Here is a 22823-nt window from a genome sequence, read left to right on the forward strand (position 1 = left end):
AAAATTTAGCAATAGCTTCTGGTCAAGAATGTAAGTTGACATAATCTTGATTTTTTCCTATAAACTCATCTATAAATGCTTTAACTATTTCTTTAAAATGATTTGATTTTAAAACAAATGCAAACATATTATCGATTTTTTCTGAGTTAATATTTCCTTCTTTAGAAATGGAATTAGCTATTGAAAAACTTGCTAAAGTTGATTTTAATTTGGTATCGTTTGAAACTAATTTTTCAAGTACTTTTACTAAAACTTTTTTAATTAATTCTTTATTATTGCTCACTAGTGGTTGATTTAGTAATTTAGCTACAAAATCATAATCATTGAATTTTAGTGCATATGTTAATGTGCTTTGGATGTTGTTCACTAAGTCAATTAAATTGTTTCTTGATTTAACTTCTTTAACAAATCCATTAACAATAGAATCAACAATTCCCATATCAACTAATAACTGACCTAAACCATCGGAAATTTTTTCATTAAATTGTTTTATATCGTTATCATTTTCATCTAAACCAATATACTTAATAAACTTAGTTAAAGAGTTTTTAACAAGTTTTTTTGTTTCAGGTTCATTTAAAGTATCTTTAATTATTGCGTTTAAATGAGATATTAATTTATTACTTTTTTCTTCTGGTGTTATAAATATTTTTATAATATCTAATAGATTTTTAGCATTATCAATTTGATTTAAATTATTAAATAAATAATCTATTCCATCATGAGTTATTTCAATAACTTTTGCATGTTTAAATATTTTAGAAACTAAACTCTTAATTTCTGATTCTTCAATAAAGCCCTTTAATTCATCTTTGGTTTTTTGAGGAATACTTGAATAGATCATTTCAGCTATTTTTTGATCTTTATTTAAATAATCAAAAACATTTTTTAATAATTTCTTAAAGTTATCTTTGTGTTTTGTATTAAATAATTTTGATGATTTTAAAGTTTTTATTAAATCCAATAGTTTAGTTTCTCATGTTGAATTTAATTCTGTACTTAAATCATTTGCTAAACCGTTTAATACGTTTTTAAAACTAAATTGAGTTCCATCTTTTTTGGTTTCTCTTACTAAATTATCAATTGCTTTTTTAGATAAGTTTAGTTTTGCATTAATAATTTTAAAACTGTCTAAAGCATCTGCTATAAATTCTTCAGGACTATTAATTTCTTTTAATAATCAATTTTCAGGTAATTTTTTAAGTTCATGACTAATAACTTGACTTAAGACTTTTCTTGAATGCTCATCGCTTAAAATATCATTAATTACACCAGCTAAATAAGGCGCAAAATTCTTAACAAAAGCTTCTTTATTTAGGAATTTTTTAAATAAATCATTTATATCGGTTGCACTAGCATAATCTTTGTTATGATCAACCAATTCATCTACAACTAAGTTAATTAAGTTTTTATAATTAGTTGAATTAGCCAAGTTTAAAAGTGATTGTTTTAAGCTAACTTGATCAATTTTATATTCGCTTGGAATTATTCCATTTACTAAAAATGTTGCAATATCTGAGGAAATATCTTGAGCTTTAAAAATCTCTACAAATAATGATTTTAAGAATACTTTTGTATCTTCTTTTTTGTCATTAAATGTTGGACTTGAAATTATTTTCTTGAATAAATCTAAAGGATTTTTAATAAGTTTTTCAGAAACTATTCCATCAATTCCATTTACTAAATAAATAATTGAGTTAGCAGAGTTAGAATTAGAAATCAACTTATCTAAAATATCGTTTAATAATGATTTTTCTTTGAAGATATCAATTAAGTCTTTAGTTAGAGATTTTAAAAAGGCTTTTTTGTCTTTAAAAATAATATTTAAATTATATTTAGAAATTAAATTATCAACTACTTTAACAAGTACTTCATTAAATGAATCATTGCTTGCTAAATCAGTAATAAGTTTAATTACGGAGTCTTTATTTTTTTCTATTAATTTTCCATTTTTAACTATAGATAAGATCATTTGATCAAAACTATTTGAATTTAATGAATCAATTCATGATTGATTGTCTAACAATGAAGTAATACTATTTTTTACAATATCTTGTGTATTTTTATTTTTCATTATTTCTCATAATAATGATTTTAAATCTTGATTTGAAATATATTTTAATACAACATTATTTGTTTCTAATTTAATAACATTATTAAACAATAAAGTCGATAGTTGCCCATTATTTGCAAAATGATTATATAAAGAAGTAGCTATTATAATAATTCCTTCTTTATTGTTAGTTACATCTAAATGTTTAAGAACTGATTTAACCAAATTAGGAATATTGTTCTTAATTTTATCATTAAATAATTTAACTAGTTCTGGTCCTATTTTTGTTAGTTCTTCTATTAAATCAGTATTTTCAGGACTTGTTTTATTTAACTTATCAAAAATTAAATTTAATGCTGGATCTACTATATCTACTGAATTAACTATTGAATTTAAATTATTAATTAGTGAATCAATTGTTTTGTTAACATTTTGATCATCAACATTAACACCATGAGTTTTTAAAGTAGTTTTAAGAATATTTTTGTAAGCTGCCTTTAATTCATCTTTGGTTAATAAATCACTAATTAAACCTTTAACATTTGTTTTTAATTCATCTGGTTTTACTTTAACCAATGCTTTTCTTAATAATTCTGATAAGTTTCTAGCCTTAGCCAATTCATCTTTATCATTTGTTATTAAATCAGTTAAACTATTAACAATTTTTGTGAAGTTTTTATTTGAAAAAATAGTTTTAATTAAAGTTTTTAAATCATTATCTGAAACATATTTATTTATTTGTTCTTTAGTAGTTGCTGGAATAGCAGAAATTATTTTTGATAATGAAGTTTCATCAGTTCCTAAAATCTTAAGAGCATTCTGAACAATCTTTTTAATATCATCTTTATTTTTGGTCAAAAAGTCAGATTTTAATAAATCTTGAATTAATTTAAATATTTTGTCATTTCTATCAGCACCATTTAATTTGTTTGTAATAGAATTTAATGCTTGAGAAACTAATGAGTTTATTGATATATTTATTCCATCAGTTTTTAAAGTATTTGCAACAGTTTCAAAAAGCACATTTGAAAAATCTAAATGTTTATCAAAAACATCTATTAATCCTAATAAGTTTTTAACAAATTCTTCTTTATTATTTAGTCCTTCAAAAATACCTTTTAATGTTTCATTATTTAAAAATGAAGAAATTATTTTTGATAGACTTGTTTTAAATTCTGAATTATTTATTAGTTCTTTAAAAACTTCTTTAAATGGTTCTTTAGCAGCATTTTTAAAGGTTTCATTACTAAACAATGTTTTTAATAATTGATCATAACTTTGAGCTTGAGCATATTTACTAGTTCAATTATTGCTTAATTCATCTAAAATAACTCATAACAATTTATCAGTTTTATCGCTAGTTAAAAGCTTGTTAATTAAAGTTCTTAATTGATCTTTGCTTACAAAAGAATTAGTGTATTTAGATAATTCAGCACTAATTAATGTTTCCGTTTTTTCTGTTGCTAATCATTTTAATAACTTAGGACTTAACTTTTTAAATTCTTCTTTATTTGACTGTAATATAGATGAATTCATAAATTCTTTAAAGTATTTATAGTCAGTTATATTTAAGGTAGAAATAAATGATGTAGCTATTTTTGATCCTATTTCATTTAAATTACTTGAAGAAGAAATTGATTTTTCTACAGTATTTAATAAAATTCTTACTAAGTCTAAATTTTCTATTAAAGAATAACTTTTATCAATAATTGAATTGCTTAATTGTTCAGAAATTTTAAATTCTGAATCAGTTAATTTTATATTAGTTTTTAAAAATTCATTAATTGTTTTATTAACGCTTTTACCTATTAATTTACTATCTAAAATTGTTTTTAAAATATCTTTAGATTCATTTGCATAATTACTAAATTCAATATTTTTTAGTACATCTAAAATTAAATCATTAATGTTATTATATGTTTTAGTTGAAAAAGTTTGATTATCAATTAGCTTATTAAAGGTTTTAATTAATATTGTTTTAAATCCCTTGTTTTTAATAAGAGCTTCAATTGCTAAATTAACTTCAGAAATTTCTAAATATTTCTTATTTGTATCTGTGTTTATAGATGCTGTTAATTTTTCAATAATTTGTTTTATATTTTCTTTTTCAGAAACTTTATTAATTAAAGCAGCAAAAACTTCTTTAATAGCATCTTTATTATTTTTTAAAATATTAGATTTTAAGACTTCTTGAACTATTTTAAGTGAATTTTTACTTAACTCTTCTGTTAATTTTGTTTGTAATTTAGTAGAGAAATTTTGTAAAACATTAAGATTGTTTTCTTTTTTACTTAAAACATCATCAAGAGTATTAATTAAAGCATCATATAAACCAGTATTTTTTAGTAATTTTGAAACGTTATTGGCTATATCTAAGCTTAATGCGTCAATGTGATTACCTTGTAAACTTAATTGTTTTTTAAATATACCTATTTAAAATATTTTTAATTATATCTTTTGTATTTTCTGATTTTAATAGTCCATCTATAAAGCTCTTTATATCTTCTTTTTGAGCTTTAAAATCCACATTTTCTAAAACATAATTTATCAAATCACTGAATTTTTTAGGATTATTTAAAGAACTTGTATTTTTAGAAATTTTATCTAATGATGTAGCAATTATTTCTCTAAATTTTATATTTTGAAGAACTTCTTTGACCAGTTTATAGATGTTTTCTTTACCTACATAAGTATTTAATTCATTTGAAACATTAGCAGGAATAAATGAATAAACCAAATTAAACAGTTGATCATCAGTTGAGAATTTATCCAATAAATTAATAAATAATTTTGATAATAATTTTTCATTTTTCTTAATAGTATCTGATTTTAAAATCTTTTCTACAAACTGTACTAATGATTCTTCATTGTCTAAAATTGAAATTGCTGTTTCTGCTAAAATGTCATTAAATGATTTACCTTTATAATTAAGTGTTTTTAATTTATTAAAGATAGATTCAATTGATTTTTTATGTAATTGTGTAGTTTTAAGTGCCTCAAAAAAGTCTTTTGAAAATGTTTGAATTACAACATCTGAATTATTAATATTTTTAAATAATCAACTTAATTGATTTTTGCTAAAGCGCTTAAATACAGCATTAAAAGTATCTACTAATGATTCTTTTTGAACTAATTCATCAAAAGTTAATGAGCTTAATTCTTTTAATGCAGTATTAAATTCTTCATTTTTTAATAAAGTTCCTATAAATTCAATATCGCTATTTTGATTTTTAAATTGTGAAATATTTTTAAAGAAGTTTTCTAGTAATTTATTTACTTTTTCTTTAAATTCTGGTTTTAGGAATAAAGTCTTTGATTCTAATTTTAATTTACTTGAATCACTAATTCCATAATTATTTAATAAAGAAGCTGGAACTAATAATGAAGTTATATTTTCTACATTTGTTTCACTTAAAAAGTGAGTAGTTAGCTTAGAAAAAATATCTTTTAAATTATTTGCCTGAACTTTATCTAAGTTATTTGTTAATAAACGAAGGAAAGTTACTAAGTTTTTAGAAACAACCGAAATTAATTGTTGGCTTGATTTAGTGCTAAATTCGTTTATATTTTTAGACTCGATTAAGGCATTAGCTAATTTTTCTGAAAGTTCTTCTAAAGAATTATTTGTCTGAAGCGATTGATAAAAAGAAGTAATAATTTTAGATACTAATTCTGGTTTTAAATTTTCATCAACATTTATGTTTAAGGTTAATAAGTAATTTTTAAGAACTTTTGTAATAGTTTTGTCTAAAGAATTAGGTAGTGAATCAATTATTAATTTTACTAAGTTTTTAAAGTCATTTTTTATGTTATTTTTGAATTGCTCAGAAGCAAATACATGATTTAAAACATCATTAATATTTTTTGCTTTATCTAATCAAGCTTGATCTAAAACTAGTAAATCAATTGTTTTGTTTACTATATTATTAAAATCTTGATTATTTGTAATTTTTGTTACAAAACTTGCTAATTCTTCATTATCAATTCACTTAGCAATTTCAGGATTTCAGTTGGTTGCTTGTTTAAATAATGCATTGTAGTCTAAATTATGAGAAATAGTTTTATAAACGGATTTAATTAAATTTGCAAAACCTTTTTTATTTTTATTAAATGTGTCATATTTAAATATTTTTTTAATAAATTCTAATGGATTAGCATTAATTTCTTTGCTTAATGAACTTAAAATTTCAGATGGTATATTCTTTAAAATTTTGATAGGATCATCACTTTTTTGAGCTAATTTTATTTGTTCAAATAAAACGTCAATTACATGCTTGTCTAATTCAAAATATTTATAAAGTTTATCTAGATCTTTAACAAAGTCATTGATAAAATTATTATTATCTGGATTAGACTTATCAAAACCGTATTTGGCTAGTGTGTGGACTAAAAAGTTTTTAAAAACTCTTTTTACGTCTTCATCTTTAATAAAAGTTGTTACTAAATTTTTAGTATTATTTTTAACTTTATCAAAATCAATTTTAGTTAAAATAACTTTTAAAATATCATTAAACGTTGATACGTTATTAAAATCTTGTGTGCTATCTAAAACTTTAGCAATAAACTCATCAATTATGCCATTAAAATTATCATTATTTACTATTTTAGAGATAACTTTTTTGAACATTTCTTCACTTTCAAAATATTCAAAAATTTGGCTTTTTTGACTTTCAGGTAGTGCTTTAAGTATAAATGTTGCTAAGAAATTATCATTCTTAACATGATTTAGTAAGTTCTTAAAAATAATTTTTAAATCATCTTTACTTTCACTAAATAATTTTGATTTAGATGCTTCTTTAATAATTTGTACAATATTTTTTTCAAAAGATCCGGCTCATTTTTTAAGAAATGAGTTTTTAACACCTGTAATTAAATCTCAATTTTTAGGATCAATACCTTTTGTTGAAATATTGCTAAATAATGACGAAACTAATTCAGTTGATAAATCTGTTTGTTTGTCAACTAAAATAATTAAGTCATAAGCATTATTTAATAATTTATCTAAGTTTTTAACGTCTTTTACTAATCAGTTTAAGTCATTAGATGTAATAATTTTTTTAATAATTGGAACTAATAAAGTTTTAAGTTCAGGATTAGAAATAATATCTTTAACAAATTTTGTTACATTTGTCTTAATTTCAGGAAGACTTAAAAGTGTATTAACTAGTTGGTCTAGGTTTTGAGCATTTTTAAATTTATCTTGGTTTTTTGCTATGTTTTCTAAAAATAAAGTTACTAAATTAAAAACTTTTTGTTTTGGTACAACTTTTGTAATTGCTTCTTTAATTTTGTTTTCGTCTAAACTTGCTTGATTGATTCCTGCTTTTAAAATTGAAGGAATTTTATCAATAATTAACTGATAAATTTTATCCCCGGCTGGACCCAACAATAATAAATTTATAGTTTTAGCAAAATCTTGACCATGGTTTTTTATAAAATTAGATGTAACAAATGATTTAAGTAATTTAAATAAAGAATCATTGCTAAAAACTGCGCCCATAAAGGCACTTTGTAGATCTTTAGAAGTTATTTTGTTTTCTGGATTATTTTTAGCTAATTCTTCAAGTTTTGCTTGTGCTTCTTTAAAGACGTTTTGTAAGTATTCGCTACCTAAAAATCAACTAATAAATTCATTTAATGCTGCTTTATCATTTTTGTATAAAAAGTTTTTTAAGACACTGTTTGGATCAAGTTCTTTATAAAAATCACTTGTCATAACAAAATCAAAAAAGTTGTTTGCCATGCCACGATATGTTCCAGCAAGTTTTTCAATTCTTTTCCCAAAATTAGAACTACTTCTAATTGGTTTAATAAGTTTTTCACTATCGCTTTCAGTATCTAAAAAGTTTTGAGTTGAAGTACCAAAAACTTTTTTTATTGTTTCTTGATAGTTTTTAACTTCTACTTGATAATTAACACTTAAGGCATCTTTTTCAATGTATTTTGCATCAAAATCAAAATCACCTAACTTATTAAATTCATTAACTTTTAAAAAGTTATTTGTAATTTTAAGATAAATGTCAAGAGCCATTTTTTTGTACCCAAATGTATTTGGGTGAATATCAAAATAAATTGAAGATAATTTATCACTATTTTTGGCTCAATAAGTAGGATTGTAGGCTTGAATATAATTTATTTCACTACGTTGAGCAACTGTTTTGATTGTGTCATTAATTTGAGCTAGTAAAAACTCACTTAATGAAAAGTTTAATTGACTATCAATTGAAGCGGTTAATTGATCAATTAAATTTTTCATTTTAATAAATGGCATAGGGTATGAAACAATATTAATATTTGCTTTTGGAGCAATAAGTTTTAATTGTCTAGAAAATTCAACCATTCTAGCAGTCATAACTTTAATTGTGTCATCAAGTATACCTTTTGTTTTTGTAATAATTGGACCTATAGCAAAATCTTTGTTAGTCATTTTGCTCAATTCATCAAATATATTATTGTCTTTTAAACTTTTAATAAATTGTTCTAAAAAGTCATTAGCTCCTAAATTAAGTGTTATTAAATTAGCCTTTCTTAAATTAGCATTAATTTCTTTAAGTACTTTTTCATAATCATTACCAAAAATACTTTTTAAGTGTTCAATAGAAACAGTTCTTTGTTCAGGAGAATTAGCATTAAGTACAGTTATTCAATCTAAAAGAGTTGTGCCAGAAATAGCATAGTTATTAAAACTTTCAACACGATTATCAACATTTAGTGCTCTTGCTAAAAAAGAGGCATATGAAAGACCGCTGATAGTTCCATCAGCATCAATTTTGCCTTTATAATCAGCATCTAGTGTTCCATCAAAACCAGCACTTATTGAATCCCCTATTGAAACATAGTTGATTTTTTGTTCAGCTGTTATTAGAAGTTCAGAATTTTTTCTAAAATCAGGAATTGTTACTGCCTTGTCAAGTTCAGGTGCATTATTAGAATTATTTTCTAAGTTTGTGCCATTTTTATTTTCACTAGGAATAATTGGTTTACCTAAATCATTAACTTCAGAAGACTTTGCCGCTTCTAAATTACCACCACTTGGTAGTGATTGTGATGAACCACAAGACGCTACAAAAGCCACTGAAGCAGCAAGCGTACTTAAAGCCAAAATTGACAATATTGCTTTTTTGTTTTTCATTTAATAACTCCTCTCCAATATATAATATTGAATACTAATTCTTAAGTCATAGTAATAATAGCAAAATAAATATAAATTCTTTTTAGAAAAAAATAATGAAAATACAAAAAAAATTAAAAAAAGCTATAAAAATGGCAAAAAATTGTCTTTTTTGTAGTTATGATAAAGAAAAAAGAAAAAATTTTTGAAAAATAGCTACAAATTAAAAATTTTTTTCAAATAAAATCGACTAAAATCTTTAAAAAATAAAATAAAAAAAATATTTTTAGTATTTTGAATAATCTTTTTTTAGTATTCTATAATAAAAATATGAAAAATTATGAATATAAATTAAAAACAAAAGATATAGCCTTAACTCAAGGTGAAAAAAATCTTATGAAATATTTCCATGAATATAATGGAGATTATTTTGAAGATACTATAGTTGAACTTGCAGAAAAAGCAAACGTTTCAACTTCTACTATCTCTAGGTTTGTCAAAAAAGTTTCGTTTGACACTTACAAAGATTTTTCTAAATATATCAATAACAGAATGGAAGAGTTCAAAATCTCAAAAGATAAAGAAAATTTAACTCTTGCTGATCAAGTTCCTGAAATTATTCAAAGATATACAGAAAAATTACACGAATCAATTACTAAAGACAGTGTTTTAAAAGTTATGGAAATTGCTAGATTTTTAGTAAGCGCCAAAAGAATTGTTGTTTTTGGAACTGGACTTAAAAGTTCAGTAGCCTCAAATATGGCAACAGAATTAACAAATATTGGTCTTTTTGCTGATTTAGTAACAAACTTTAATAATTTAATTTCTATTGTTGCTAATTGTGACGCAGATGATGTATTAATGGTTTATTCAAATAAAGTTAGTTCTTTAGAATATAAATTCATTAGTTCTTTTGCAAAAAGTAGAAATGTAAAAATTATAGTTATTACAAGTATGAATACAACAGATTTTGATAATGATGCAGACATTATCTTGTCATATGGTTCAGTTTATTTCTTTAATAAATTTGTTACAACTAGACATGATATATTTGCAGATATTTTTACAAGTATGATCGTTTTAGAAATTTTAAACACTTCATCATTATGTTCAGTTAACTATCGTCGTGCACAAGGGGCAAGACAAAGATGAAGACTTTACCAAAGAAGTAAAAGTAAAAAAGTAATTGAAGAATAACAAAAAAAGCATATTCGCAAAGAGGGGCGAATATGCTTTTAAATATTTTTATAAGGTACACTTAATTTTACAAAGTGTATATTTAAATTATTAAATTTGTTTTTTAACTGTTCAAAAATATCTTTAGCAAAAACTTCTTCATCTAAATGTGGTATCTCTAAAATATTTATTTTATTTTGATCATAAACAATTCAATCACTTCATTTAATATCAGATGTAACTATTAATTCATATCCTTTATTTGCTAATTCTATAGCTTGCCCAATATAACCTGATCCAGACAAAAAAGCAATTTTTGAAATTTCCTTATTTAGCTTTGTGCTAGATAAATTAGTTCTAAATTCACTTAATTTTAAATTATTTTTTATTAGGGAGATTAAATCATTTGTTGTTGTTTTAAATGAAATTTTTGCTTCATATCCAAACTCTTGATAAATTGCAAAATTATCTAATTTTAATGACTTTATAATTTGAAAAGAAGTTCCTTCTAAAGCATAATCATAATTTGTATGAAGACATAAAACACTTATTTTATGTTTTTTTAACATGGATAAAATTTCTAATTTATAAGGTGCTTTAAGTTGTTCATCTTTTCATGTTTTTTCAAATTTAAAAGGATGGTGAGTAATAATTAAATTTGAATTTGTTTGAATTGCTTTATTTAAAACTTCTTTAGTTAAATCGATTGAAGTTACTATTCCAGTTAATTTTTGTGATAAATTAAATTTAATACTAAAACCTGCCGGATCTCAAATTTCTTTATTTTTTAAAGGATATTTATTTAATAAATAGTCGCTTATTTGTTTAATTTTCATATATTAAGTTTTAATAAAATCTTTAAGATGTCTTCCATTTTTTGAAGAATTTTTTAATTTTCTTAAAATTTTATTTTCAATTTGTCTAATTCTTTCCTTAGAAACACCACCTCTTTCACGAGCTAGTTCATCTAATGAATGAACACGATATTTTTCACCGTTAGAATCAACTCCAACACCATAACGTTTACAAATTAATTCTCTTTCATCTTTTTCTAGTGATTTATCAATTAAATCAATAAGTAATTCGCTTAATTGTTCTTGTGAAGCATAATCAACAGGATTTAAAATATTATCATCTTTAACAAAATCACTAAAAGATGAATCGTTTTCTTTACCAATTTGTTTATCTAAAGAAATAGGATCAACATTTATTTTTCTTATGTATCTAACTTTTTCTTCAGTGTAATCATTACCAAATCTATTTGCAATTTGACTATCAGTTGGTTCATGACCTAATTCTTGTTGTAGTTCTCTTTCAATTTTTGTTATTTTATTGATGGTTTCAACCATATGAACAGGCACTCTTATAGTTCTTGCTTGATCAGCTACAGCTCTTGTAATTGCTTGTCTGATTCATCAAGTTGCATATGTTGAGAATTTAAAACCTTTTTCAACATTGTATTTTTGAACTGCTTTTAAAATTCCAGCATTTCCTTCAGAAATTAAATCGATAAATGTTAAACCTCTGTTTTTATATTTTTTAGCATTGTTTATAACTAAACGTAGGTTTCTCATGATTAATTTATCTCTAGCTCTTTTACCTCTGAATCCACCTTTTTCCATTTGTTTAGCTAATTGCTTTTCTTGATCTGGCTTCAATAATTCACCATATTTTCCAATTCAACGCATATATCATTTAACAATGTCATTGGTTTCAGTTAGTTTATTACTTAAATTTTTTGCGCTTTTATTTGTTGTTTCTTCTAAAACAATATCTGATTCTGCATATCTTTGTAAATCTAATGAATGTAAATCTAATTCTTCTCCGTCTAAGTCAAATTCATCTAATTCTTCTTCATCTTCTTCGTCGATTTCATCATGCTGTAAATCAGTATCATCTATTTCGTCAGATTCATCTTCTTTTATATTTACATCATTAACTAAATCATCAATATTATAATCATCATCACTATCTAATAATTCATCGTCTTCATTATCAAAATCGTCTTCAATATTGTCTGGTGCATCAAAGTCTTCATCATCGATGTTACCTTTTTTAAGTGTTTTTTTAATTGATTCAGGAATTTCGTCTTCTAAATCCTCATTAGTAACAAGTAAATCATCACCTTCATCAACATGATCTTCTAAAATTTCTTTTTCAAATAAAAGTTCAATTAATTCTTCTCCATCTTTTTCATCGACAAAAACTTTAATTGACTCAAGATAATCAAAAACCTCTTCTTGAGAAAGATGTTTTTTGTTTTTTGATTTCATAAATTTTTTAATCAATGTAACTATTTTTTTGTAATCATTGTTCATTTAATCTCCTAGTTACTTTTTAATCAGTAGTGCATTCAAAATTGTTTTATTTAAAGATTTTAATAATTGCTCATTGCCTTGATATTTTTTGCTCATTAAAATATAGCTATATTTGGTGTAAATATTTCGAATAAAATCAATTTTTTCATTTACCATTTCTTCTACTTCAACTTTGTAATTAACTGTTTCATTATTATCTGACATTTCTTGTTTTTCATTTTCTAAAAAGAATTTAAGTCCTTCAATATCAATAGTAATATTAAAAATATTTGAATAATCGTTAAATTCCTCTGTGTGCGCTATTTGGTCAAAATTATAATTATGAATTATATCACTTTTTTGTATATATGTAATAAAGTCTTTTGTTGATTCAAAATTATTATTTAATGTAGAAATAAAGATATTTTTGAGGTATTCAATAATTTTTTGTCTTTCTAAGTAATCTTGTTGTTCTTCAAAAACTTGTTGCAGTTTTTTTAATAAGAAAAATTGATACATCTTAATATCATCATTTCCTTTAGGTAAAATTGTATTTTTAGCGTAAAGTTCAATGTAATTTGGATTTTCAAACAAGAATTTTAAAATAATGTTTAAGGGATGAATCTCTTTAATTTTTTTATTGTAATTGACATTTGATTTGTAATTTTTTTGATAATCAGTTGGAATATATACATTTTGAGTTTTTATATCTTTTGTATATTGATCAACATAATCTAAAATATTATCATTATATTCTACTTGCGAATTATAATTTTGTTTAGGATTAGGAACAAAAGTAGAAATATCAAGATTGGTAATTTTTTTTATTTTTTTAGCAAAAATGTCTTGTGAATTTTTATCAATGTGCTTATAAAATTCAGCAAATTCAGTGCAAAAGTCAATAATATTTTTGCTTGTAGGATTTTTTTCTAAATTATTTATTGTAATCAATTTTTGATAAATAAAATCGATAGCATTAATGCGATTGTTTAAAGTTTCTATTAAAGAATTTTGACCATAAAAACTTAAAATTTCATCAGCATCTTTTTTAAAATTATTAACTATTACTTGAGTATTTACTTTTTGTGTTAATAGCTGTAATATAGCGTTTTTTGTTGCTAAAAGCCTGCTGAATCATTATCTAAAAATAGTATAACAGTTAATTTTTAAATAATTTTATATGGTTTAAAGTAAGTGATGTTCCCATGATTGAAACTGCGTTTTATAACCTACTTTATATAAGCAATAGTATCTAAAAACCTTCAGTTATGAATATTTCATTTTTAAATAACGAAATTTTTGCGTTGAATAATTGTATAAAGTAGCATTTTTTTGAATAATTCAGTTTCTGGAGAATTAATATATTTTGGTTTTAAATCACCTAAAGCACGTCCAGAAAAAGCGATTATGTCACCAAGATTATTTGTAATGGCAAAAGTTATTCTTTTTCTAAGTATTTCATTAAATTCTGAATTTATTATTCCTGCCTTATTTAATTCAAAATTTTTAAAATTAAATTCATTTACTAATTTTTCTTTTATTCCTATTTCAGGGGAAAATCCAATATTGAAGTAATCCAATATATTTGTATCAAGCATTCTTTTTTTAAGGTATTCTTGAGCATCTTTGTTTTCATATACGCTATTTTTATAAAGTAAATTTGCAGCTTTTAATGTTTCAATTATTAGCTCTTGATTTTTAGTATATTTAGGTATATTTTTAGCTGTTTCATAGCTAGAAAAGTCAAAAGAATGCCCATTAAAATCAGCCAAATATTTAATTGCTTCAAGATATTTGAAGTTTTTGTATTTCATTAAAAAGTTTAATGAATTACCTCCTACATTACAACTAAAACACTTAAAAATTTGTTTTTCACTAGAAATTGACATACTAGGTGTATTGTCTCCATGAAAAGGGCAAAGACCGACAAAATCTTTACCTTTTTTGCTTAAGTTTAAAAAGCTGCTTATTAAAGCAACTATATCTGTACTTTCTATAATTTCATTAATTATGTGTTCTGGAATATTTTTCATAAATTATAAATATTTAACAATGTCCTTAATTTTTATTCTAATTTGTTCCATGGTGTCACGATTACGAAGAGTAACTGATTGATCGTTTAACGAATCATAATCATAAGTCAAGCATCAATATGTTCCAACAGCGTCTTGTCTACGGTATCTTTTACCAATTGATCCAGTTTCATCATAAGTGGCAGAAACGTTTTTATCTAATAAGAAATTATAAATTTCTCTTGCTTCTTTTTCGAGTTTTTTTACTAATGGTAAAACTGCAATTTTGTATGGGCTAAGTTCTTTATTAAATTTTAATACAATTCTAGAATCATTATTTTCTAGTTCTTCTAATTCATAAGCATCGCAAATAATTGCTAACATTAATCTATCTAATCCCATGCTAGGTTCAATTACATATGGAACTATTTTTTTGTTTGTTTCAGGATCTAAGTATTCAAGAGATTCACCAGTTGCCTTCATGTGAGCATTTAAATCAAAATTCGTACGATTTGCAATACCTAGTAATTCTCCTCAACCAAAGGGGAAATTAAATTCTATATCACTAGTTCCAGCTGAATAATGGGATAATTCCTCTTTATCATGTTCTCTAATTCTTATTGAATCCTTTTTAATACCTACTAATGTTGCAAAATTATAAGCTTTTTGAATGTAATATTTGTATAAGTCTTGAGCTTGTTCTTCTTTACAAAATACTTCTAGTTCCATTTGTTCAAATTCACGAGTACGGAAAATGAAGTTTCCAGGAGTCACTTCGTTTCTAAAACTTTTTCCAATTTGTCCAACACCCATAGGTAATTTTGATCTTGTAACTCTTGAAACATTTTTAAAATTTACAAAAATACCTTGAGCAGTTTCGGGTCTTAAATATACTTTTGATTTTGAATCTTCAATAACACCTTGTTGAGTTTCAAACATCAAATTAAATTGTTTAATAGAACTTCAATCAGTTTTTGAATTTTCATAAGTTTTTAAATTATTTGTTAAAAATTCTTGCATTTGTAAGTTAGTCATTTTTTCAGGAATAATCTCAGGATCAATTTCTTGAATTAATTTGTCGGCACGATATCTTTTTTGATTTACCTTATTTTCAATTAATGGATCGGCAAAATTTGAAACATGTCCTGATGTTACTCAAACATTAGGGTTCATTAAAATTTTTGTGTCTAATAAATAGTTATTTGCTTCCTTACGAATAAATTCACGCTTTCAAATTGTAGCGATATTATCCTTCAATAAAGACCCTAACGGTCCATAGTCTCAAGTGTTAGCTAAACCACCATATATTTCGCTTCCTTGAAAGACAAAACCTGAGTTTTTTAAGTGGTTAACTATATCAATCATGTTATATTTTTTCATATGTTTACATATTTTAAATTAATTTATAATTAAATTTTTCTTTTTTTTGTATTTTTTTACTAGTTATTTAAAAGGTATTTTAGTTTAACTTCTTTTTTCTAAAGAGTCTATGAATAGGTTAAAAAAGTATAAAAAAAGTACTGAGTTAACAGCACTTTTTTTATATTAGATTTCAGTTCCAATATTTTCAACAATTTCATTATTGATTGATTCAGCTTCAACTCCAACAATAGTTTGAATTGATTTATCACTTAATCTTACAACTCCCATTGCTCCTGCTTTTTTAAGCACTGATTCATTTACTTTTGAACCATCTTTAACAATGTATCTTAATCTTGTTGAACAGTTTGAATATTCTTCAATGTTATCTCATCCACCATATCCTAAAACAATCATTTTAGCTTTTAGTGATAAGTTTCCACCTGATGCTACCATAACTTCATCACCTTCACCTGGTAATTCAATTAAGTTTGTACCACGTCCTGGTGTGTTTAAGTTTAATTTTTTAATCATTACATACGCAACTAAAAAGTATGTTAATGCACAGACTGCTCCAATAGGAATAATTCATCCTGGGTGTGCAAATAATGCTCTAGTTGCATTATCAGTAAATATTGAAGATTGTGCAATAATTGCTAATGATTTAGGGAAACTCAATGCATAATCCATAAATCCTGCTGAGAATCCAAATCCAATTTGAATTCCAAATAGTCCTGTAATAAAGGCAAATACACCTGTTAATACTGCATGAACAAAGTATAATACAGGGCTAACAAACATGAATGCAAATTCAATTGGTTCTGTAATTCCTGATAAGAATGAAACAAGAGCTGCTGAACCATACATAGCTAGAACTCTTACTTTTTGTTCTCTATCTTTAGCTGTTAAGTAGAATGCTGCAACAATTGCTGGCAATCCAAACATCATTGTAGGGAAGAATCCTGCTTGGAAAATTCCTCCTGGGTTATCTTTAGCAACACCATTTAAGAATACGAAGATATCTCCATGTGCTAAAACTTCTTTTCCGTCTACTATTTTACCTGTTGGGAATGATCCTAATTGGAATCAAAATAGGTTATTAGGAATGTGGTGTAATCCAAATGGAATTAATAAACGGTTTATAAATCCATAAGCACCCATAATTGAGGCTCTTGCAACAAAGCCACTGTTTGCGCCTTTATATAGAGCATCTGAAATTAAGTAAATTACAAATCCTATTCAAGGGAAAATTACAGCTCATAATACTGAGAAAATTAATACTGCTAGAATTACGAATGCTGGTACAAGTCTTCTTCCTGCAAAGAATGCTAGTAATTTTGGTAATTCAACACCATGAATTCTATTGTAAATGAAAGCTGTTATAGAACCAACAATAATACCATTTAATACGTTCCCTGCAACAACTGCATTATATTTTCCGCCAAATAAGGCTCTAAATCCATAGTATGCTGAGTTAGGATCTTTTGCATCAACTAATACACTTGCTCCTAAATCAAGGTTTTTATAAATTAAGTGAGGTAATCCACCATCTGACATTAATGCTACAAGTAAAACCATAGCAATAAATCCTGCAAAGGCTGCTTCTCCTCGATTATCTTTTGTAAATCCAAAAGCTAGTCCAATAGCAAATAGTATAGGTAAATTATCAAATACTATTCCACCAGCTTTTGTTATTAAAAATCCAATAGCTGCAGCAAATTCTGATTCAACTCCTGCGGCATTGCTTGCTGGAATATCAGCACCAATTCTAAGTAATATAGCCGCAATTGGTAAAACAGCTATTGGGAACATTAAGGCTTTCCCGACTTTTCCAAGTCTTTCCATTAATCTTCTAAAGTAGCTCATAAATGAACTGTTTTTTGTAACTGTGTGCATTATTTTTTACCACCTTTTGAAGATTCTTTCTTAATCCGTAAATTGACATAAACGGTTGTGAAGATGGCTGCCATCATAATTAAAACAAAAATCAATGCAATACTTGCAACAGCATTAGGGTTGTCAATTTGAGTTTTAAATGAAACAACAAGCACAGTTACGATTAACATTATTGAAAATAATAATCATAAAACTGAATAAAGTTTTTTACCAGAATGCATGTTATTTCACATATTTGTCATTTTATCCATCGTTTCCTTTCATGAAATATATCTAAATTTCTTTTTAATGAGGGTCAATAGCCCTATCTCAATTATGAAGAAGAATTATAATCTAACAAATATATTGAATAAAGTATTCATATATATGCATATATAAGCAAAAAACATGTGAAAATATGGAAAAAAATTCCACAACTTCATATTAACTATTCAAAAATAAAAACGTCCTTATAAGACGCTTAAAAATTATTTTTTACCTAACATAGAAAACATGTTCTTTTTGTAAACTTCAACTCCTGGTTGATTAAATGGATTTACACCAAGTAAATAAGCAGACATTGCTAAAGCTCTTTCAAAAAACATAAATAGTGATCCTAGAGTTTCTTCATCAAATTTTCTAAGTTGTAAAAGAATATTTGGAACTTTTCCTTCTTCAGTATGTGCTTTTAAAGTTGCTTCAAACGCAACATTGTTTACATTATGTAAGTTGTTATTATCTAAATAACCTAATTTATCTAAATCTAGCTTGTCAGCTTTAAAAGTAATATTATATAAAGGCTCTTGTAAAGTTAAAATTGTTTCAAATAAAATTTTTGATCCTTCTTGCACCATTTGTCCTAGTGAGTGCAAGTCAGTTGAAAAAATTCCACTTGCAGGTCAAATACCTTTTCCGTTTTTTCCTTCGCTTTCAGCAAATAATTGTTTTCATCATTCGCAGAAATACTGTAATTTAGGTTCATAAGCTACCATCATTTCAACTGAATAGTTATATTGAGTGTGTAAAACATACCTTGTTGTTGCATATTCATAAGCTGGATTTTTTAGTATTGAATCATCAGCTAATTCATCGCACATTACTTTAGCACCTTCTAAAACCTTTTGTGCATCAATTCCAGCACAATAAAATGGGAAAAGTCCAACACTACTTAAAACACTAAAACGTCCACCTATGTCATCAGGCACAACAAATTTTTGATAACCTTTTGCAGTTGCTAAATCAAATAAAACACCTTTTTTAGCATCTGTTGTCGCAACAATATATTTGTTTGCTTCTAAACCTAGTTTTTGCTCGAGTAATTTTCTAAATTCTCTAAAAGCTATTGATGGTTCTAAAGTTGTACCAGATTTAGAAATTACATTAATAGCAAATTTTTTATCAGCTACATAATTTAATTTTGCAATTAATGCTTCGGATGAAATATCATTTCCTGCAAACATTAACTCCATTAATGGTTTTTTTGGTGAATATGGACCATAAATAAAGTCATATCCACTTTTAGCTCCTAAGTATGAGCCACCTATTCCTATAACAACTACTAATTCAACTTTATCATTTGCCCACTTATCGGCAATTTTTTTCATTGATTTTAATTCATCTTTATTATAGTTGTAAGGAAGATCAAATCATCCTAGTCAATCTCTTTCCGCTACATTTCTTGTCATTAAATCATTATGAATACGAGAAACATCGCTTTGAAGTTTTAATAATTCATCCCTTTTAAAAAGGACATGTTTAGTATTTAATTTTAAGTTTTTCATTTTACTCCTTTATATTTAGTAATAATTATAAATTTTTATTTTAATACTTAGCAAAAATAATTAAGTCGAATTAAAAGCTAAATAATAGGTATATAAAAAAATATTTTTAAACATTACTAAAAAGAAATGTAATTGCTTTATGCAAAAAATATAGAAAAATTAACAACTTATTAATAAATAATTAATTTAGATTAGTTTTTTTTGTTTTAAAACATAAGGAAAATTGATCCCTGTGTTTTATTTATCAAAATTTATAAATATAATGTGTTAAATAAAACAATTTGTTTTAATCACTAAAAAAATGAAAAACTTAAAATTAAATCTCTTAAAATCAGCAAATTTAATGCCTTCAAATAAATAATATAAAGAACAAACCGATATTTTATTTAAGGAATATAACACTTCAAAAGTTAAAGAAGCACATCTAAAAAAATTGCTTAAATTATTACTATTGCAAATAATTTAAAAATTCAAATTTAAGGTAATTTTCAGTAATTCAATTATTTGAAAAAAAATTATGGTAATATATTGATTATGAAAAATATTATCGAAGTAAAAATTGAAATTCAAAAAAATTCTCGTGTTAAATATGAATATGACAGAGCTAAAAAACAATTAGTTGTTGATCGTATTTTAAGAGAAGATTTTGTATACCCATGTAATTATGGATTTATTCCAAACGCTCTAGATTGAGATGGAGATGAATTAGACGTATTAGTCTATTCACAAGAGACTTTTGTACCAGGTGCTATGTTAAATGCAAGAATTATTGGTGCAATGAAAATGATCGATGATGGAGAAACTGATACTAAATTAATAGCAGTTCATGCAGATGATTATCGTTTAGACAAAATTAATGATTTAGCCGACTTACCAAGACCATTTTTAGATCAAGTTGAAACATTTTTTAGCACTTATAAAAACTGAAAACGTGAAGGAATTACAAGCGTTGATGGTTTTGAAAACGTTAAATGAGCCCTTGCTGAATATGAAGAATGTGTTGAACTTATGGAAAAATTCGGTTCAATGCCTAAAAAAGAATTTATTGCAAAAATGCAAAAAGAACATCCAGAAAAATATACAAAATAAAAACAAAAAGGCATATTAATTTTAGTATGTCTTTTGTTTTAGGAGAATGATGATTAAATTACTTTTTTCATTACCAAAAAGATTAATCCCATATGTAATTTTATGTATGTTTTTTTCTTTATTACAACCTTTTTTATTAATGATTTTACCAACCTTACTTCGCCAATTTATAGAAATGATCGCTTTAGATCAATTAAAAGCCCCTAATATTTTAGGTTTAGAAATTACAATGGGTAATTTAGATTATCTTAGTACATTATCTATTTTAACTGCTCTTTTTACACTGGCTTTTATTGTTACATTATTTATAGGGATTAGACTTGCAAACTATGTTTGTATAAATGGTGCTTATCATTACCGTAAAATTTTGTTTGATCACTTATTAACCTTATCTAAGCTTGATTTAGACAAAATTTCACATGCAACAATTATCACTAGATTCAGTAATGATATTTCAAAATTGCGTGATGGATTATTAATTTTAATTAGAATAATGTGAAGAAGCCCGTTTTTTATTTTCTGAGGTTTAGTATTTTCGCTATATTACAGTTTAACTCTTTCAATAAGTATTATTATTATGATTCCGTTAATAGTTTTAGGTTCAATATTTGCTATAAAGAAAATTTTTCCTCTATACCGTAAGGAAAATTGGAAAATTGATGAATTAAATGAATTGAGTAAACAAGACATTAATGGTATATCTTTAATTAAATCTTATAACCTAGAAACAAGACAATTAAATAACTATATTGCTAAAAATAATGAGTTTAAAGAATTAACCAGCAAGGTTGGAAAACTTTCAGGTATAAGTTGACCGATAATAAATATTTTAGTTAATGTTGGTTCTGTTTTGCTTTTCTTAATAATGGCTTTTATTATTAAAGGATTTAGTAACGATGAAGTTTCTTATCAAGCAAGTATTTTATTTCAATTTACTAGTTATATATCATTTATTGCTGCCGGAGTTTTTGAAACATCATTTAATATTAATGGTATTTTTAGAGCAAAAGCCGCTGCAACTAGATTTAATGATTTATTAAATTACAAAAGTAATATTAATTTTGTGCAAAATGATATAAAAATAAAAAATGGTTCAATTGAATTTAAAAACGTAACATTTGATTACAAAGATTTAAACAATAAAGAGCACTTTATTGAAAATCTTTCATTTTATGTACCAAGTGCATCTACGTATGGTATTATAGGCAAAACAGGTTCAGGAAAAAGTACAATAGCGCATTTATTAACAAGAGAATGTTTACCTAATCAAGGTCAAATATTAGTTGATAATATTGATATAAATTTAATAGATTCAACAAACTTTTATAACTCAGTTTCTAAAGTCTATCAAAAACCTACATTGCTTAGTGGTAGCATAAAAAGTAATTTAACATTCTCTACTCCTAATGCAAATGATGAAGAAATTAAAAAAGTAATTGACTTATCATGTGCTGAATTTATAAACGAATATCAAAGTCAATATGACTACAGTGTAGCACAAAAAGGAAATAATTTAAGTGGTGGACAAAAACAAAGAATAGCTATTGCTCAATCAATAATTAAAAAACCAAAAATTCTTATTTTAGATGATGCAACTAGTGCTTTAGATAACATCACTGACTTTAAAGTTCGAAGTAACATTAAAGAACAATTAAAGGACACAACACTTTTAATTATTTCTCAAAGAATAAGTTCAATAAAAGACTCTGAAAAAATAATAGTTCTTGACAAAGGAAAAATTGTTGGTTTTGATAACCATAAAAATTTATTAAAAAACAATAAATATTATCAAGATATTTATGAATCACAAAAGGAGGTAACAAATGAAAAAGAATAAAGACAAAATGACTTTTTGAACTTTGGCAAAGGAAATTACGCATTTTGCAAAAGTAAAAAAATCAATTTATCTATTTGCCTTTTTTGCTTCATTATTACTTTCTATTTTTGTATATCTTTCTTCATGAATAATTGGTTATATTTTTGATCATTTCTTTTCAAAACAAAATTTTAATCCAAATGTGTTTAATTATCAATTATATTTTATGTTAATTGTGTTTTTGGCATCTAGCT

Annotated in this window: 15 protein-coding genes; 5 read left to right on the forward strand and 10 right to left on the reverse strand. The window is 24.7% G+C overall.

Annotation, left to right across the window (positions count from 1 at the left end):
• Positions 1-3589, reverse strand: a 3589-nt coding sequence (locus tag MALL_RS01645; protein ID WP_005683455.1) for a hypothetical protein, incomplete at its 3' end; no start/stop codon positions are given.
• A 370-nt stretch (positions 3590-3959) separates the two neighbouring features.
• On the opposite strand from MALL_RS01645, the gene MALL_RS01650 reads away from it, so the two are divergent.
• Positions 3960-4490: a hypothetical protein gene (locus MALL_RS01650; RefSeq protein WP_005683472.1), complete on the forward strand. Its 531-nt coding sequence runs from the start codon at positions 3960-3962 to the stop codon at positions 4488-4490.
• On the opposite strand, the gene MALL_RS01655 is transcribed toward MALL_RS01650, so the two are convergent.
• Positions 4473-9185 (reverse strand): SGNH/GDSL hydrolase family protein, encoded by a 4713-nt coding sequence (locus MALL_RS01655; RefSeq protein ID WP_005683460.1) that lies wholly within the window; start codon positions 9183-9185, stop codon positions 4473-4475. The genes MALL_RS01650 and MALL_RS01655 overlap by 18 nt on opposite strands.
• A gap of 309 nt (positions 9186-9494) precedes the next feature.
• Between MALL_RS01655 and MALL_RS01660 the strand changes: the two genes are divergently transcribed.
• Positions 9495-10361 carry a MurR/RpiR family transcriptional regulator gene (locus MALL_RS01660; RefSeq protein ID WP_005683462.1) on the forward strand — a complete coding sequence of 289 codons (867 nt, stop codon included), beginning with the start codon at positions 9495-9497 and terminating at the stop codon, positions 10359-10361.
• 38 nt (positions 10362-10399) lie between these two features.
• Here the strand turns inward: MALL_RS01660 and MALL_RS01665 are convergent, their stop codons facing one another.
• From MALL_RS01665 to MALL_RS01700, 8 genes are all read right to left on the reverse strand, one after another.
• Positions 10400-11176 (reverse strand): Nif3-like dinuclear metal center hexameric protein, encoded by a 777-nt coding sequence (locus tag MALL_RS01665; protein WP_005683463.1) that lies wholly within the window; start codon positions 11174-11176, stop codon positions 10400-10402.
• Positions 11177-11179: 3 nt separating this feature from the next.
• Positions 11180-12658, reverse strand: a complete 1479-nt coding sequence (locus MALL_RS01670) for an RNA polymerase sigma factor (RefSeq protein ID WP_005683456.1) — start codon at positions 12656-12658, stop codon at positions 11180-11182.
• 12 nt (positions 12659-12670) lie between these two features.
• On the reverse strand, positions 12671-13588 hold the full coding sequence (locus MALL_RS01675) for a hypothetical protein (protein ID WP_005683469.1): 918 nt from the start codon (positions 13586-13588) through the stop codon (positions 12671-12673).
• A gap of 332 nt (positions 13589-13920) precedes the next feature.
• A complete protein-coding gene (locus MALL_RS01680) occupies positions 13921-14670 on the reverse strand; it encodes a CHC2 zinc finger domain-containing protein (RefSeq protein WP_005683464.1) in 750 nt (249 codons plus the stop codon).
• A gap of 3 nt (positions 14671-14673) precedes the next feature.
• The gene (locus MALL_RS01685) at positions 14674-16014 is read right to left on the reverse strand and encodes a glycine--tRNA ligase (protein WP_005683454.1); all 1341 of its coding nucleotides are present in this window, start codon (positions 16012-16014) and stop codon (positions 14674-14676) included.
• A gap of 180 nt (positions 16015-16194) precedes the next feature.
• Entirely contained in the window at positions 16195-17904 is a 1710-nt protein-coding gene (locus MALL_RS01690) for a PTS transporter subunit EIIC (protein ID WP_005683461.1), read from the reverse strand.
• Positions 17904-18155 carry a hypothetical protein gene (locus MALL_RS01695; protein WP_156785620.1) on the reverse strand — a complete coding sequence of 84 codons (252 nt, stop codon included), beginning with the start codon at positions 18153-18155 and terminating at the stop codon, positions 17904-17906. Before MALL_RS01695 ends, MALL_RS01690 begins: the two co-directional genes overlap by 1 nt.
• Before the next feature lie 216 nt (positions 18156-18371).
• On the reverse strand, positions 18372-19664 hold the full coding sequence (locus MALL_RS01700) for a glucose-6-phosphate isomerase (protein ID WP_005683453.1): 1293 nt from the start codon (positions 19662-19664) through the stop codon (positions 18372-18374).
• 534 nt (positions 19665-20198) lie between these two features.
• Between MALL_RS01700 and MALL_RS01705 the strand changes: the two genes are divergently transcribed.
• From MALL_RS01705 to MALL_RS01715, 3 genes are all read left to right on the forward strand, one after another.
• Positions 20199-20753: an inorganic diphosphatase gene (locus MALL_RS01705; protein ID WP_005683458.1), complete on the forward strand. Its 555-nt coding sequence runs from the start codon at positions 20199-20201 to the stop codon at positions 20751-20753.
• 49 nt (positions 20754-20802) lie between these two features.
• Positions 20803-22590: an ABC transporter ATP-binding protein gene (locus MALL_RS01710; RefSeq protein WP_005683465.1), complete on the forward strand. Its 1788-nt coding sequence runs from the start codon at positions 20803-20805 to the stop codon at positions 22588-22590.
• A partial coding sequence (locus MALL_RS01715) for an ABC transporter ATP-binding protein (RefSeq protein ID WP_005683471.1) occupies positions 22577-22823 on the forward strand: 247 nt, incomplete at its 3' end. The genes MALL_RS01710 and MALL_RS01715, both read left to right, overlap by 14 nt.

Source organism: Mycoplasmopsis alligatoris A21JP2 (assembly GCF_000178375.1).
GTDB lineage: Bacteria > Bacillota_I > Bacilli_A > Mycoplasmatales > Metamycoplasmataceae > Mycoplasmopsis > Mycoplasmopsis alligatoris.